14 protein-coding genes are annotated in these 14210 nt (G+C 70.6%); 10 read left to right on the top strand and 4 right to left on the bottom strand.

Features of this window, described 5'->3' with window-relative positions; translation table 11 throughout:
- From D7Y13_RS26785 to D7Y13_RS26775, 3 genes are all read left to right on the top strand, one after another.
- On the top strand, positions 1-1480 hold a 1480-nt coding region (locus tag D7Y13_RS26785), incomplete at its 5' end, for a DUF4153 domain-containing protein (protein WP_208734494.1).
- 25 nt (positions 1481-1505) lie between these two features.
- Positions 1506-2390 (top strand): EamA family transporter, encoded by an 885-nt coding sequence (locus tag D7Y13_RS26780; protein ID WP_120536357.1) that lies wholly within the window; start codon positions 1506-1508, stop codon positions 2388-2390.
- Between the two features lie 26 nt (positions 2391-2416).
- The gene (locus D7Y13_RS26775; protein WP_120582910.1) at positions 2417-2845 is read left to right on the top strand and encodes a VOC family protein; all 429 of its coding nucleotides are present in this window, start codon (positions 2417-2419) and stop codon (positions 2843-2845) included.
- 9 nt (positions 2846-2854) lie between these two features.
- Here the strand turns inward: D7Y13_RS26775 and D7Y13_RS26770 are convergent, their stop codons facing one another.
- Together D7Y13_RS26770 and D7Y13_RS26765 are read right to left on the bottom strand one after the other, a co-directional pair.
- Entirely contained in the window at positions 2855-3325 is a 471-nt protein-coding gene (locus tag D7Y13_RS26770) for a hypothetical protein (RefSeq protein WP_120582909.1), read from the bottom strand.
- Positions 3322-4515, bottom strand: a complete 1194-nt coding sequence (locus tag D7Y13_RS26765) for a cysteine desulfurase-like protein (RefSeq protein ID WP_120582908.1) — start codon at positions 4513-4515, stop codon at positions 3322-3324. The genes D7Y13_RS26770 and D7Y13_RS26765 overlap by 4 nt, the downstream gene beginning before the upstream one ends.
- A 46-nt stretch (positions 4516-4561) precedes the next feature.
- Between D7Y13_RS26765 and D7Y13_RS45855 the strand changes: the two genes are divergently transcribed.
- Positions 4562-4711: a hypothetical protein gene (locus D7Y13_RS45855; protein WP_158620316.1), complete on the top strand. Its 150-nt coding sequence runs from the start codon at positions 4562-4564 to the stop codon at positions 4709-4711.
- A gap of 29 nt (positions 4712-4740) precedes the next feature.
- Here the strand turns inward: D7Y13_RS45855 and D7Y13_RS26760 are convergent, their stop codons facing one another.
- A complete protein-coding gene (locus tag D7Y13_RS26760) occupies positions 4741-5355 on the bottom strand; it encodes a CAP domain-containing protein (protein ID WP_120536353.1) in 615 nt (204 codons plus the stop codon).
- A gap of 162 nt (positions 5356-5517) precedes the next feature.
- On the opposite strand from D7Y13_RS26760, the gene D7Y13_RS26755 reads away from it, so the two are divergent.
- The 4 genes from D7Y13_RS26755 (at position 5518) to D7Y13_RS26740 (ending at position 9141) form a co-directional block, all read left to right on the top strand.
- Positions 5518-6000 (top strand): putative toxin-antitoxin system toxin component, PIN family, encoded by a 483-nt coding sequence (locus tag D7Y13_RS26755; protein WP_233595384.1) that lies wholly within the window; start codon positions 5518-5520, stop codon positions 5998-6000.
- Between the two features lie 86 nt (positions 6001-6086).
- Positions 6087-7514, top strand: coding sequence for a LysM peptidoglycan-binding domain-containing protein (locus D7Y13_RS26750; RefSeq protein ID WP_120582915.1), 1428 nt, complete (start codon positions 6087-6089; stop codon positions 7512-7514).
- A 15-nt stretch (positions 7515-7529) separates the two neighbouring features.
- Complete coding sequence (gene deoD / locus D7Y13_RS26745; RefSeq protein ID WP_120536351.1) at positions 7530-8243, top strand: purine-nucleoside phosphorylase; 714 nt, start codon at positions 7530-7532, stop codon at positions 8241-8243.
- Between the two features lie 10 nt (positions 8244-8253).
- Positions 8254-9141: an alpha-ketoglutarate-dependent dioxygenase AlkB gene (locus D7Y13_RS26740; RefSeq protein WP_120582906.1), complete on the top strand. Its 888-nt coding sequence runs from the start codon at positions 8254-8256 to the stop codon at positions 9139-9141.
- 98 nt (positions 9142-9239) lie between these two features.
- Here D7Y13_RS26740 and D7Y13_RS26735 read toward each other — a convergent pair whose 3' ends face one another.
- The gene (locus D7Y13_RS26735) at positions 9240-11681 is read right to left on the bottom strand and encodes an RIO1 family regulatory kinase/ATPase domain-containing protein (protein WP_120582905.1); all 2442 of its coding nucleotides are present in this window, start codon (positions 11679-11681) and stop codon (positions 9240-9242) included.
- A gap of 295 nt (positions 11682-11976) precedes the next feature.
- Between D7Y13_RS26735 and D7Y13_RS26730 the strand changes: the two genes are divergently transcribed.
- A complete protein-coding gene (locus tag D7Y13_RS26730; protein WP_120536348.1) occupies positions 11977-12708 on the top strand; it encodes a L,D-transpeptidase family protein in 732 nt (243 codons plus the stop codon).
- A gap of 68 nt (positions 12709-12776) precedes the next feature.
- The coding region (locus D7Y13_RS26725; RefSeq protein WP_147452500.1) for an amidase at positions 12777-14210 on the top strand (1434 nt) is incomplete at its 3' end.

Here is a 14210-nt window from a genome sequence, read left to right as displayed (position 1 = left end):
AGATGTGTATAAGGGACAGGTGCGAGCCCCGCGCCGGATGCTGCTCGCGTCGCTGTCGCTGGGAGTGCTCGCGGAGGTCCTGCTGGACCGGGAGCGCTGGGGTCTGGGCTTCCCTGTGCTGGTCGCGGCCCTGTTCGGGGCGCTCGCGTGGCTGGGTGGGCGCGAGGGCTGGCAGCGCGCGCGGCCCAATGCGTGGCTGCTGATTCCGCTGGGCATTGTCTCCGGCTTCGTGGCGGTGCGCGACAGCGGGTGGTTGTTGTCGCTCAACGTGCTGACCGCGGGCGTGCTCCTGACGTTGCTTGCGCACTTCTGGGCCGCGGGCCGGGTGGAGCGGCTGGGGCTCACGACCTATCCCGCCGTCGTGCTGGGCTCCGCGCTCCAGGCCCTGCGCTATCCGCCGGCACTGGCCAGGGAGAGCGTTGACGTGAGCAGCGTTCGCGCCCATGCGCCCCGCCTGTTGTCCCTGGGGCGCGGACTGCTGCTGACGCTGCCGGTGCTGCTGGTGTTCAGCGTGCTGCTGGACTCGGCGGACGGGGTCTTCTCCTCGACGATGGGACGGTGGCTGTCATTCGACCTGGGGCTGGATGTGCTGGTGGCGCGGAGCGTCGGCGTGACGTTCAGCGCGTGCGTCGCGGCCGGGGTGCTGGGCCATGCGCTGCGCCGCCGTGCCTCCAAGGAGTGGGGTGACACGGAGGCGGAGCCCGCCACGCCGCGCCTGGGCTTCATCGAAGCGCTGGTGCTCATTCTCGCGGTGGATGCGCTGTTCTTCGTCTTCGCGGCCTTCCAGGTGGCGTACCTGTTCATCGGGGACGCGGTGTCGCCCGCGCCGGGCTACTCCTTCGCGGAGTACGCGCGGCACGGCTTCTTCGAATTGGTGGTCGTGTCGCTCCTCACGCTCGCGCTGGTGATGGCCCTGACGCGCTGGACGCGGCGCGAGTCGCCCGTGGCCCAGACGGTGTTCCGGGCGGGCGCGTCGCTGATGGTGGTGCTCACGCTGGTCATCCTCGCGTCGGCGATGAAGCGCCTGTCGCTCTACGAGGACGCCTTCGGCTACACGCTGCTGCGCGTGTACACGCATGTCTTCATGATGGCGCTGGGGGCGGCGCTGGCCTGGCGCGCGGTGACGCTGTGGTGGCGCACGGAGCGCTTCGCGGTGGGGGCGCTCGTCACGGCGCTGGGCGCGGTGGTGGCGCTCAATGTCCTCAACCCGGAGGCCTTCATCGCGCGCCACAACCTGGAGCGCCATGCGCGCACCGGTTCGCTGGACGTGGAGATGTTGTCCCGGCTGTCCGCGGACGCGGTGCCCGCGCTGATGCCGGCGCTCTCCGTCCTGTCGGAGGCTGAAGGGGAGCTCCTGTTGAGCCAGCACCGGGACCACCTGTCCCAGCGGGACACGGTTCCCGAGTGGAATTTCTCCCGCTTCATGGCCCGCCGGGCGCTCCTCCAGGCCGGTCCGTGGCGGGAGGCCGTGAATCCCTGAGGCGCGGTGGCTAGAGTCCGGCGCCATGACCGAAGCCGCCGGACGCCGTGCCTCGCCGCTGTCACCGATTCCCGCGGTCCTCATCGCCGTGGTGAGCGTGCAGGGCGGCGCGGCGCTGGCGAAGGGCCTGTTCCCAGCGGTGGGCGCGACCGGGGCGGCGGGACTGCGGCTGGTGCTGGCGTCGGTGATGTTGCTGGCGTTCTTCCGGCCGCCCGTGACGCGCTACACGCGGGCGCAGTGGGCGGCCATCATCCCCTACGGTCTGGCGTTGGGGGTGATGAACCTGACGTACTACCTGGCCATCGCGCGCATCCCGCTGGGGCTCGCGGTGACGCTGGAGTTCGTGGGGCCGTTCGCGCTCGCGGTCGTGGGGTCGCGCAAGGCCCTGGACTTCGTGTGGGTGCTCTTCGCGGCGACGGGCATCGTGCTGATCACCCCCTGGACCGCTCGGCCCGGTGGGTTGGATCCGCTGGGCGTGGTGCTGGCGTTGGCGGCGGGCGCGTGCTGGGCCGTGTACATCCTGGTGGGGGGCCGGCTGTCCAGGCTCGTGCCGGAAGGGCAGGGGGTCGCGGTAGGCATGGTGGTCGCGACGCTGGTGGTGCTGCCGTTTTCGCTGGTGGGCGGCCACCTGGAGCGGCTGACGCCGGCCCTGTTCGCGGCGAGCGTGGGCGTGGCGCTGTTGTCCAGCGCCCTGCCGTACACCCTGGAGATGATGGCCCTGGGCAAGCTGTCCAGCCGCACCTTCGGCATCCTGATGAGCCTGGAGCCCGGCGTGGCGACGGTGGCGGGCTGGGTGTTCCTGCACGAACAGCTCACGCCCCTGCAATGGCTGGCGGTCGCGCTGGTGAGCGTGGCTTCGGCGGGGGCGACGCTGACCGCGAAGCGGCCGCCCCCGCCCGTCGAGGTGTGAGGGGGCGCGCGTAGTAGAAGGGCGGGATGAAAACGACCAGCTACTATCCGGTCCTGATGACGAACGAGGTCGCGAAGACCGCCGCCTTCTACGTCACCCACTTCGGCTTCCGCGCGCTCTTCGAGGCGGATTGGTACGTCCACCTCCAGTCCGCCGAGGACGCGCGGGTGAACCTGGCGATCCTCGACGGGCGCCACGCCACGGTGCCGGAAGTGGCCCGGGGGCGGCAGGCGTCGGGCCTCCTGCTGAACTTCGAGGTGGAGGATCCGGATGCCGAGTACGCCCGCCTCAAGGCCGCGGGCCTGCCCATCCTGCTGGAGCTGCGCGATGAGGAGTTCGGGCAGCGCCACTTCATCACGGCGGATCCGAACGGCGTCCTCATCGACATAATCAAGCCCATTCCGCCGTCGGCCGACTTCCAGGCGCAATACGCGGAAACGGCGCTGCCGAAATAGGCGTTGGCGTCACATGTGGACGACCAGGTCGAACCGGCAGTGACGGGCCATCAGGTCCAGCAGGTCATCCAGCGGTGCGTTCAGCCGGTGCTTGTAGAAGTCCAGCCCGAGCAGGGACTGGTCCGGCTGTCTCTGGTCCGAGGCATCCAGCATGGGGTGCATCCGGTTCGCGAGCCATGCCCGGGTCCAGCGTCCTTCAGTCCGGGCCAGGAGGGGGCGCCGATCCCGCACGACCAGCTCGACCCACAGATGCCCCGCCGTGGCGAAGGTGGAGCGGAAGCCCTTCGGGAGGTAGCTGACCGGGTATGTCTTTTCGCGCCAGCCGTCGGGGTGCCGCTCCATGGTGGGCGTCAGGCAGATGAACTCCAATTCCTTCCAGGCGATGGGGATGGGTTGGAGGAACAGCGGGCGCAGCACGACGCCCTCTTCATTGAAGTCCACGCGGAGCGGCAGGCTGCGATGGGTGAGCGTCGCTGTCATCGGGGCAGCGAATCCAGTCCCGCCATCAGGCGGTCCACGTCCGCCAGGGTGTTGTAGTGCAGCAGCGAGGCGCGCACGGCGCCGTCGGGCATGAGGCCCAGCGCCTCCGCCGCGAGCGTGGCGTAGTAGTGCCCCGCCGCCACGCCCACGTCCTGTCCGGCCAGGTGTTCCGCCACCGCGCGCGCAGGAATGCCCGGCACGTTGAAGCAGAAGGTGGCCACGCGCCCCTTGGGTTCCTTGGGACCGTAGAGCGTCACGCGCGGATGCTTCGACAAGCGCTCCAGCGTGGCCTCCAGCAGCGGACGCTCCAGCGCTTCGATGCGCTGGAAGGCTCGCACCAGTCCTTCGCGCCCCGGCTGTCCTCCGCCCAATTCCTCGCGGAGGTAGCGCAATGAACCCAGCCATCCAGCCCACCCTTCGTGGTTGGCGGTGCCCGGTTCAAACTTCTGCGGACTGTCATCCGGGATGAACCACAGCTTGTCCGCGGGGAGTCCGGCGAGCAGCTCACGCCGCACATACAGACAGCCCAGGTGCGGACCGAAGACCTTGTAGGGAGAGAACACCGCGAAGTCCGCGCCCCACGCCTTCACGTCCGGGAGGTGGTGCGGGCTGGAGTGCACCGCGTCCACGAACAACCACGCGCCCACGCCGTGCGCCACCTCCACCGCGGCGGCCACGTCGGGTGTGGCCCCCACGGAGTTGGCGGCCGCCGTCACCGCGACCAGCCGCGTGCGTGGGGTGACGAGCGCCCGCAGGTCCGATGCCTCCAGCCGCCCCTCGGGCCAGCGCGCCCGCCAGAGCTTCACCGTCACGCCTTGCGCTTCCAGGGCCCGCCACGGGGCCGCGTTGGATTCGTGCTCCAGCTCGGAGATGACGACCTCGTCTCCTGCCTGGAAGAGGCGTGAGAGGGCGCGGCCTACCTGGAACGTGAGCGCGGTGGCGCTGGGGCCGAGCATGACCTCCTCCGGCTGACAATGGAGGAACTCCGCCGTCTCCGCTCGCGCGCGGGCCTTGAGCGTGGTGGCCACCTTCGACGCGGCGTAGGGCTGGCCCACGTTGCAGCTTCCTCCGGTGAGGAACTGGCTGATGGCGTCGATGCAGTGCGAGGGCACTTGCGCCCCGGCGGCGTTGTCCAGATAGCTGAAGCCGGACCGCAGGGCGGGGAATGACGAGGCGAACGGGGAGTTCATGGGCCGCGAAGCATAGTCTTCCGCCGCCGCGTTTCATGAACGGCTGGTGGCCCTCACCTTCGGCACGGGCGTGCAACAGAGGTGGGAGACCGCCGGTCTCCAGCGCTTCTACGTCTTCGTGTACGCGTGGCTCCTGCACCACGCGAGCGCCGCGCGCTTCGCGCTCGATGGCGCCTTCGGGAGCCGCCGCCCCTGAACGCGGGACGGCGGTCCGGAGGCTTTTGACTACGGCGTGCCGAAGTCCTGCGTCCAGTAGGCGCGGTAGCTGCTGGACGGCGCGTTGAAGTAGCCGATGCCCGTCTGCTTGAGCGCGCCGTTCATGATGTTGTTGCAGTGGCCGGTGCTGGTCATCCAGCCGTTCACCACCGCCGCCGCGGTGCCGTAGCCCGCGGCGATGTTCTCCGCCGCGGTCCGGTAGGTGTATCCGGCGGACGCCATCCGCTGCCACGGCGTGGTGCCGGTGGAGCCCGTGTGGCTGAAGAAGTTGTTGGTGCCCATGTCCTTGGAGTGCTTGCGCGACGCACAGCGCAGCTTCGTGTCGAGCGTGAGCGCGGCCACCGCCGGCTTCACCACGCCGCCACAGGTGGCCCCCGCCGCGCGGCGCTGGTTGATGAGCGTGAGCACTTCATTCTCCAGCGCCACCCACGCCGGATCCCACGTCGTCACGTCATCGCAGTACGCGGCGCTCGCGGTCACCCCGTCGCTGGCGACCTCCGTCTGGACGGGGGGAACGACGACGCCCTCTCCGGACGGCTCCGGCAGCTGCTCTCCACCACAGCCACCCAGCAGGGCGGCGGCGCTCAACAACGTCAGACACAGCGAACGGGGGAAGACGGTCATGGACAGACCTTTCACCGGCACGAACCGGCGGAGGGAGAGGGATCACGGGAAACAACGTTGTCCCTTATTCCAGGTTTCGGCCATGGACGCCGCGTGTATTGTGATTGACTGCTCGGCGAGCGTGTTGAATTGGCGGCGCTGCTGGCGGAAAGTTCTTCTTCCGTGAGCGCTCCTTCCGTTGGGCCTGATGTTCGTTCGGTGGTGCTGGACACCAACGTGGTGCTGGATCTGTTCGTCTATGACGACCCCTTCGCGCGGCCGTTGAAGGAGGCCCTGCTCGCGGGTGCGCTGACGGCGTGGGTGGACCGGCACACGCTGCGGGAGCTGGAGCTGGTGCTCGCGTACCGCTCGTTCGCGCTGACGGCGGAGGCGCAGCAGGCGGTGCGGGAACGCTACGGCGCGCTCACGCGGGTCTCGGACGGGGAGGGCGCTGCGGTGGAGCTGCCCCCGTGCCGCGACCGGGATGATCAGAAGTTCCTCGTGCTGACGGCTCGCGTGGGGGCGTCGTGGTTGGTGAGCAAGGACAAGCGCGTGCTGTCGATGGGCGGCGGGCGTCGCCTGCCGTTCGACGTGCTGACGCCTCGGCGCGCGTCGCTGCTGCTGGGGGCGGAGATTTCGCCGGCCTCGCGCGGCGGGAGGGATTGAAGCAGGCAGGCAAGGGTGCACACGGGGAGTCAAAATCGCGGTCGAAGCTTGGTGGTGTGGGCTTTCTCGGGCCATCCTTCGCCCCGGTGCGTTCCTCACTCCTGATCCTCCTGTTCTGCGCGGGCTGTGCCGCGCGTGTCGTCACCCCCGTTCCGGTGTCCGCCCCGGCTCCGACCCAGGCCGCGCCGCCCGGGGAGTCGGTGCCGCCCGCCGGGGATCCGGCCGCAGCCACGCCTGCTCCGGCGGGTGCGCAGGCTCCGGCGACAGGGGAGGCCCAGGTCGTGGCCCCCGCGAGCGTGTCCGCCGCGCCCACCGCGATGCCGTCTCCGGCGGAGGTCGCCGCCGTCGTCACCGACGCCGCGATGCGCGACAACCCCTGTCCCGCGGGGACGGAGGCCGAGGAGGACGAGGACGATGTGTCCGCGGCCACCGACGACGAGGGGGTGAGCGAGGAGGGCGAGTTGCAGGCGCCGCTCGCGCCCGCCGCGCCCGCGGGGCCGCTGTACACCGCCGACCTGTCCGATGAGGCGCTCACCGAGGCGTGGAAGAAGGACCCGGCCACGCTGGGCTCCATGTCCATCGGGTTCGTGGAGAGCGGCCGGCAGCTCAACAGCCACCGCGTCCCGGACGACAAGGACTGGCTGGTGGTGTCGCCGGAGATCGCCTGGGGCACCGAGGAGACCGTCAACTACGTGGTCGCCGCCATCCGCGCTGTGCGCGCGCAGTACCCGAACGTGCCCCCGCTGCGCGTCAACCGGCTGTCCACCAAGGACGGCGGCTACCTGCGGCCGCACAAGAGCCACCAGAACGGGCGCGACGTGGACCTGGGCTTCTACTACCCGACGGCGGAGCCGGTGCGGGAGCGGGAGCGCGAGCGCTACATCGACGTGGCCATGAACTGGGCGCTGGTGCGCTCGCTGGTGACGAACACCGACGTGCAGATGATCCTCGTGGACAAGCGCGTCCAGAAGGTCCTGTACGACTACGCGGTGGGCATCGGCGAGGACAAGGCGTGGCTCGACTCGCTGTTCAACGCGGGCTTCAACTCCGTCATCAAGCACGCGCGCCGGCACCGCGACCACTTCCACGTGCGCTTCTTCAACGCGCGCGCGCAGGAGCTGGGACGCCGGGTGGCGCCGCTGCTGGCGCTCCAGCCGGACCAGAACCTCATGATGTACAAGGTGCGCAACGGGGACACGCTGGGCGGCATCGCGATGCGGCACAACTCCAGCGTGGTGGCCATCAAGAAGGCCAACCGGATGCGCAACACGTTCCTGAGCATTGGCCGGCGGCTGGTGATTCCGCTCAAGGGGCCCTGTACGCACTGCCCGATTCCACCGCCCGTGCAGCTTCCGCCGCGCCGGATGCCCCCGCAGACGCAGGCCCCCGCTTTGGTGTCCACGACGCCCGAGGCTTCAGGCAAGCTGCCCAACCCCTGTACTCCCGCCGCGCCGGCGCCCACCCCCATGGCGGGGCCGACGGGCGCTCCGTCCGGTCTGTCGACCGCACGCTGAAAGGCCTCACGCTCCATGGCAACTCCGCACATCTCCGCCTCCCCGGGTGACTTCGCCGAAGTGGTCCTCATGCCGGGGGACCCGCTGCGCGCCCGCTACATCTCCGAGCGCTTCCTGGAAGGCGCGCGCGCCGTCACGTCGGTGCGCAACATGCTGGGCTTCACCGGCACCTTCCGGGGCAAGCGGCTGTCGGTGATGGGGCACGGCATGGGGGTGCCCTCCATCTCCATCTATGCGACGGAGCTGGTGCAGACCTACGGCGCGCGCGTGCTCATCCGCGTGGGCAGCTGCGGGGCGCTGCGCACGGACGTGAAGCTGCGCGACGTCATCGTGGCGCTGGCCGCGGGCACCGACTCCAACGTGAACCGCATGCGGGCGATGGGGCACGACTTCCCGGCGGTGGCGGACTTCACGCTGGCCCGGCGCGCGGTGGAGGCGGCGGAGAAGCTCCGCAAGCCCGTGCGCGTGGGCTCGGTGTTCACGTCCGATTTGTTCTACCACCCGCAGGAGCAGCTCAACGCCACGCTGGCGCGCATGGGCATCCTGGCGGTGGAGATGGAGATCGCCGGGCTCTATGGCGTGGCGGCGCAGTACGGCGCGCGGGCGCTGGGTCTGCTCACGGTGTCGGACCACATCCTCACGGGCGAGCACCTGTCCCCGGAGGACCGGCAGACGACGTTCGACGAGATGATCGAGGTGGCGCTCGACGTCGCCGTCTCCGAGGCGTAGGGACGCGTCCATGACCTTCACTCCCCGCCGGGGGCCGGGCTCGCCGCTGGCGCGCAAGGCGGCCCAGCGCACCCCGGGCCACCACTACAACGCGAGCTTCCTGCCCGCGGCGGACCGCGCGGAGATCCTCGCGTGGCTGGGCACGCTGCATCCCCTGTGGGAGGAGCGCTATTCGAAGCACTTCCCCCCGCCGGAGGGACAGGCGCAGCGGCGGCTGCTGCGGCCGGTGTACTGGCTGGGCAACTGGCAGTTCGCGTGCCTGGACTACTACCGGCCGCCCAAGGGCGTGAAGGACCGCTGTGTGAAGGCGGAGCCGTTTCCGGCGGTGCTGGAGCGGCAGATTGCGAAGGTGGAGGCGCTGGCGCGGCGGATGTTCCGGGGCCCGGACATGCCGCAGGGCTGGCACCTCAACACCTGCCTGGTGAACTTCTACGGCAGCCGGTTGGAGGACGGGCGCTGGGTGGACGTGGCGCGCGTGGGCGAGCACAAGGACTTCGAGCCGGGCCCGGTGGCGTCGCTGTCGCTGGGCGAGCGCGCACTCATCCAGTTCGTCACGTCGTCGCGGCCCGGTGAGCGCGACGCGGTGGTGCTGGAGCAGTGGTTGGATGACGGTTCGCTGCAGCTCTTCGGCGGCGCGCAGTGGAAGGAGCAGACGTTCCACCGGGTGCAGCGGGTGGACACGCGCGCCGGGCACGTGATGCCGCCGGAGCTGCCGGACTTCCGCACGCGGCGCATCAACCTGACGTTCCGCTACGTGCCGGACGCGCACGTGACGCCGTTCGCGGCGCTGAGCGCGGAGGCCCGTGAGGACGTGCGGCCGTACATGGCGACGCTCGCGAAGGGCAGCCGCTTCTTCCGCGAGGAGCTGGCGAAGGAGCCCGTGACGCAGGCGGAGTAGGGCAGGGCGCGGACGTTAGAGGTCCGCGCCTGCCTTCACGAGGCGCTGACCGCGCGGCCGGAGGAGAGGCTCGGACGTTGGCGGTCCGAGCCCTCGGTTCAAGACGAGGACGACGAGCCCGTCTCAGGACCCCGGTTGGACGAAGCGGACGCGGGTGAACGGCCCACGTAGCTGACCTGCGGCGAGGCTCCTCGCGCGGGACGTCCCGTGCCGCGCTCCTGGGGCTGACGGGGCATCCGAGCCGGGTTGCCACGTGCTTCCCGCGCGTTGGCGTCGGGTCCGCGGTCGTTCGGGTGCTGCGCGGCTTCCTGTCGGGGCTCCGCATTCATCGCGGGGGCTTCGCCGCTGCGGGAGCGCTGCCGACGGTTGTCCGGGTTCTGGGCCCGGCCCTCCGCGCTAGGGACATCCTTCGACGGTGGCGAGAAGGACGCGTTGTCGCCCCCCGTGTTCGGAGGACGCTGACCCCTGGGGGGACGGCCGTTCGAGCGGGGTTCGCCGTTCTGCTGCTGCGGACGCCCGTTCATGCGCGCTTCGCCATGCTGAGAAGGCTGGCCGTCCGTCCGGAATCCATTGTCGCCGTGGGACCGACCGTTCGCGCGCGCTTCATCCCGCGCCTGCGACGGCGCTCCATTCATGCGCGGCTCGCCGTTCTGCTGGGAGCCGTTCATGCGCGCGTCACCGTTCTGGGCCCGGCCGTTCATGCGCGGCTCGCCGTTCTGCTGAGCGCCATTCGCACGTGCTTCGCCGTTTTGAGGGCGGCCGTTCATGCGTGGCTCGCCGCGTTGCTGGGAGCCGTTCGCACGTGCTTCACCACCGTTCTGGGACCGGTCGCTCATGCGTGGCTCGCCGTTCTGCTGAGAGCCGTTCATGCGCGCTTCGCCGTTCTGAGACCGGCCGTTCATGCGTGGCTCGCCGTTCTGCTGAGAGCCATTCGCACGCGCTTCACCATTCTGCTGCGGCCGGCCGTGCGTGCGCGGCTCGCCGTTCTGCTGAGAGCCGTTCATGCGCGCTTCGCCGTGCTGCTGGGCGCCATTCGTACGCGCTTCGCCGTTTTGAGACCGGCCATTCATGCGCGGCTCGCCGTTCTGCTGCGGCCGGCCGTTCATGCGTGCTTCACCGTTCTGCTGGGAGCCGTTCGCGCGCGGCTCGCCGTTCTGCTGCGGCCGGCCATTCATACGCGGCTCGCCCTGCTGCGAAGGGGCGCCGTTCGCGCGCGCATCCCCGTGCGGCTGCGACGGGGCGCCATTCACGCGCTGATCACCGTTCGGCTGCCGGGGCGGACGTCCATCGCGGCGCGGCTCGTTCGGGCCGCCTCGCGGGTTGTCATTGCGCGGCCCGCCGCCCTGCTGCTGGGGACGGCCATTCGTGCGTGCATCGCCCGCCGCCGCCGGCGCCGCCTGAACCACCGGGGCTCCACCGCGCGGTCCACCCTGCTGCGGACGTCCGTTGTTCCCACCGGGCCGGTTGTTGCCACCCTGCTGCGGCCCCGCATTCCCACCGGGCCGGGGCGCATTGCCCGTGCGCGGAGGCGGCTTGCCTCCAAAGCCTCCACGCCGACGCCCATCGCGCGGGCTCGACGTGACGACCGGCCGTCCGCGCTCGCCGCCTCCCTGTCGCAACACCAGGGCTTCCAGCGCTCGCAGCTCCGCTTCCTCCGCGCTCACGCCCTCTTCCAGCTCCACCGGGGCCGCCTCCGGCGCCGGGGCTGCTCGGAAGTCACCGCGTCCCTCCTGCCCGAAGCGCTCCGCCCGGGGACCCGGCCGGCCCTGCGCCCCGTTGCGGCGCGGCGCCTCCTTGAAGTTGCCCGACGGCGTGTACTCCGGCGTCAGGTCGCGGCGCACATACGCGTTCCAGATTTCGCCCGTGTCGCCCGCACGGCTCGCCAACCGGGGCGAGATGCCCGTGAGGAACTCCCGCACGTTGTCCAGGTCGCGGCGGAAGTAGAACTCCGCCTGGCTGTTGCGCGCCGCCGCCACCGTCTGCGGAAAGTCGATGAGCGTCGGCCCCATCCCACTCATCAGGATGTTGTAGGGCGACAGGTCTCCATGGATGAGGTCCGCGCACAAGGTGCGAATCACCTGACCCCGTAGGTCCAGGTAGCAGGCCTCGGCATCCTCGGGCGTGAGGGGCGGTGCTTCCACCAGACGGGGGGCCGGCTGGCCCTGCTCATCCAGCACCAGCTCCATCAGGAGGATGCCTTCGTAGAAGAGCACCGGCGTGGGGACGCGCACACCCTGGGCGTGCAGCTTGTAGAGCGAGTCCGCCTCGGCGTTCTTCCACGCCTCTTCCGCGGCGGCCTGCCCGAAGCGGCTGCCCTTCTCCATGGCGCGGCGGGTGCGCGAGTTGCGCACCTCGCGGCCTTCCTTGTAGCCGGAGTTGTTGCGGAAGTTGCGCTCGTGGCGCTCCTTGTACAGCTTCGCGGCGACCACCTGGCCGGCGTGCTGGACAAGCCATACCTCTGCCTCCTTGCCCGTCTTCAGCTGGCCGATGACGGCGTCAATGATGCCGTCGGCGAGGAGGGTCTCGAGGGAGTCATTCATTCTTAGGCAAAAGGCCGGAACGGCACGGGGCGGGGAGCTTCAGTCGTAGCGCACACCGGCGGCCCCTGCTCGCCATGATGCACGTTGGAGATGAGAACACCGGGCAGGCCCTGATTTCCATCGCCGTTGCGCTGAACGCCATCCAGGAAACCCACGTACCGCTTGCTAGCAGCTTGGGAAGCAGGGGGCCAGGGGTGGGACCTTGCCTGTATCCTGTTCGCCTTCCGCCCCTGCCCCGGGACCGGCTTGACGCCGGCCGGGGTCCAAGAAGCCCTCGGGAAGGAGACGTCCGCCCATGAAGGTCCTGCTGTTGTGGGGTGTCCTGTTGGCCTCGCTGTGCGCGCACGCCGAGGACCGTGTCGAAGGGGCCCGGAAGCATCAGACGGCCGCGCTCATCCAGTCGTTCCGGGACGCGGGGCTGTCCTGGCCGCCGGAGGAGCTCTACCTGCGGGCCTTCAAGGTCGAGCGCGAGCTGGAGGTCTGGGCCGGCCCCCGGGGCAAGCCGCTGGTGAAGGTGCGCACGTTCCCCATCTGCGCGGCGTCCGGCGACGTGGGCCCCAAGCGCGCCCAGGGGGACGAACAGGTTCCGGAGGGCTTCTACACGGTGGACCTCTTCAACCCGAAGAGCGCCTACCACCTGTCGCTGCGCGTGAGCTATCCGAACGCGCTCGACCGGAAGCTGGGCGCCGCGAAGCCCGGGGGGGACATCTACATCCACGGCAACTGCGTGAGCATCGGCTGTCTGGCCATCGAGGACGGGCCCATCGAGGCGCTGTACGTGCTGGTGACGGAGGCCCGGGCCCGCATGGGACGCGACGTGCCGGTGCACATCTTCCCACGTCGGCTGGACGCGGCGGGGCTCGCGGCGCTGGAGGCGCTGGCCGGCGTCACCGACGCGCGGCGGGCCTTCTGGCGGGGCCTGGAGCCCGGCTACCGGCTCTTCGAGGAGCAGCGGCGCCCCCCTCGCGTGAAGGTGGACACGCGCGCGACGGCCTACGTCGTGACCCCGGCGCCGCCGGCCCGGTAGTCCGCAAGCTGTTACAAATGGCGATCCGTCGGTGCCGCCGTTAACCGACTTCGGGGGGTGGGTCGCGCATGAAGTCGTCCGTCACGTTGCAAGAGCCCGTGGTTTCCGGTGGCGCGCGAGCGCTCGTGTCCCTCACGGCGACGGAGCTGGCCGCCGCCCTTCGCGAGCGCCGCGTCAGCGCCGTGGAGGTGCTGGACGCCTTCCTGTCCCGGGCCCGTGCGCACAACCCCGCGATCAACGCCGTGGTGACGTGGGACGAGGCGCGGGCCCGGGAACGCGCGCGGCAGGCGGACGCCGCGCTCGCGAAGGGGGAGCTGTGGGGGCCGCTGCACGGCGTGCCCTTCACCGTGAAGGACACCTTCAGCACCCAGGGCCTGCGCACGACGTCGGGCCATCCGCTCCTGGCGGAGTACGTGCCCACCGAGGACGCCACCGTGGTGGCCCGGCTCAAGGCCGCGGGCGGCATCCTCTTTGGCAAGACGAACCTGCCGCCGTTCGCCGCGGACTTCCAGACGCACGGGCCGCTGCTGGGCCGCACCAACAACCCGCACGCGCTGGAGCGCACGCCGGGAGGTTCCAGCGGTGGGGCCTCGGCGTCGGTCGCGGCGGGCCTCACCCCGTTCGACGTGGGCAGTGACATCGGCGGCTCCGTGCGGTTGCCGGCGCACTTCTGCGGCATCGTCAGCATCAAGCCCACGGAGAACCGCGTCTCCAACGCGGGCCACATCCCGGACATGCCCAACGGTCCGCGCCACGTGCGCCACATGGCGTGCTCCGGTCCTTTGGCGCGCTCGGTGGCGGACCTGCGGCTCATCCTGTCCATCATCGAAGGCGCGGACCTTCGCAACCCGGAGGTGCCGCCTGTCGCGCCGCTGGGGGCCGCGAAGCCCCGGGCCCTGAAGGGACTGCGGCTGGCGTGGGCGGACACGCTGGGGCCGTTTCGCGCCGACCGTGAGACGCGCGAACTCTTCCATCGCTTCACCGCCGCCGCCCGCGCGGAAGGCGTCGTCGTGGAGGAGACCGTGCCCGCGTCGCAGGACTTCGCGGACCTGCTGGACGTGTGGGGGCTGATGGAGGGCGGACTGGTGGGCGTGCCGTTGCCACCGGACGCGCGCGAGGCCTTCCGGGGGCAGTTCCTGTCGCTCCCGAACGACCTGCTGGCGAAGTCCATCGTGAAGGGCACGCACCTGGACCTGACCGGCATGGGAGAGACGCTGAGCCGCCGCGACGGGCACATCGCCACGTTGGAGCGGTTCCTGTCCGGTTGGGATGCGTGGATGGTGCCGGTGTCGATGACCGCCGCCATCGCGCACGCGCCGTTCGGACACCCGGTGGACGTGGACGGCGTCCCGGGCAGCTACCTGGAGGTGCTGGGCGGGTTCACCAGCCTGTTCAACGCCACGGGGAGTCCCGTGGTGGTGATTCCCCTGGGGCGTACGGCGTCGGGGCTTCCGGTGGGCGCGCAGCTGGTGGGGCGGCGGTGGGCGGACGGGGCGCTGCCT

Origin of the sequence: Corallococcus praedator (genome assembly GCF_003612125.1) — a bacterium.
Classification (GTDB): Bacteria; Myxococcota; Myxococcia; order Myxococcales; family Myxococcaceae; genus Corallococcus; species Corallococcus praedator.
The sequence above is the reverse complement of the archived record's forward strand: the minus strand, read 5'-3'. Positions and strand labels throughout refer to the sequence as shown.

Coding starts and splice junctions, on each gene's coding strand:
- D7Y13_RS26740 (WP_120582906.1), top strand. CDS start 8,254: ATGACCTTCACTCCCCGCCGGGGGCCGGGCTCGCCGCTGGCGCGCAAG.
- D7Y13_RS26770 (WP_120582909.1), bottom strand. CDS start 3,325: ATGACAGCGACGCTCACCCATCGCAGCCTGCCGCTCCGCGTGGACTTC.
- D7Y13_RS26780 (WP_120536357.1), top strand. CDS start 1,506: ATGACCGAAGCCGCCGGACGCCGTGCCTCGCCGCTGTCACCGATTCCC.
- D7Y13_RS26765 (WP_120582908.1), bottom strand. CDS start 4,515: ATGAACTCCCCGTTCGCCTCGTCATTCCCCGCCCTGCGGTCCGGCTTC.
- D7Y13_RS26760 (WP_120536353.1), bottom strand. CDS start 5,355: ATGACCGTCTTCCCCCGTTCGCTGTGTCTGACGTTGTTGAGCGCCGCC.
- D7Y13_RS26775 (WP_120582910.1), top strand. CDS start 2,417: ATGAAAACGACCAGCTACTATCCGGTCCTGATGACGAACGAGGTCGCG.
- deoD (WP_120536351.1), top strand. CDS start 7,530: ATGGCAACTCCGCACATCTCCGCCTCCCCGGGTGACTTCGCCGAAGTG.
- D7Y13_RS26730 (WP_120536348.1), top strand. CDS start 11,977: ATGAAGGTCCTGCTGTTGTGGGGTGTCCTGTTGGCCTCGCTGTGCGCG.
- D7Y13_RS26735 (WP_120582905.1), bottom strand. CDS start 11,681: ATGAATGACTCCCTCGAGACCCTCCTCGCCGACGGCATCATTGACGCC.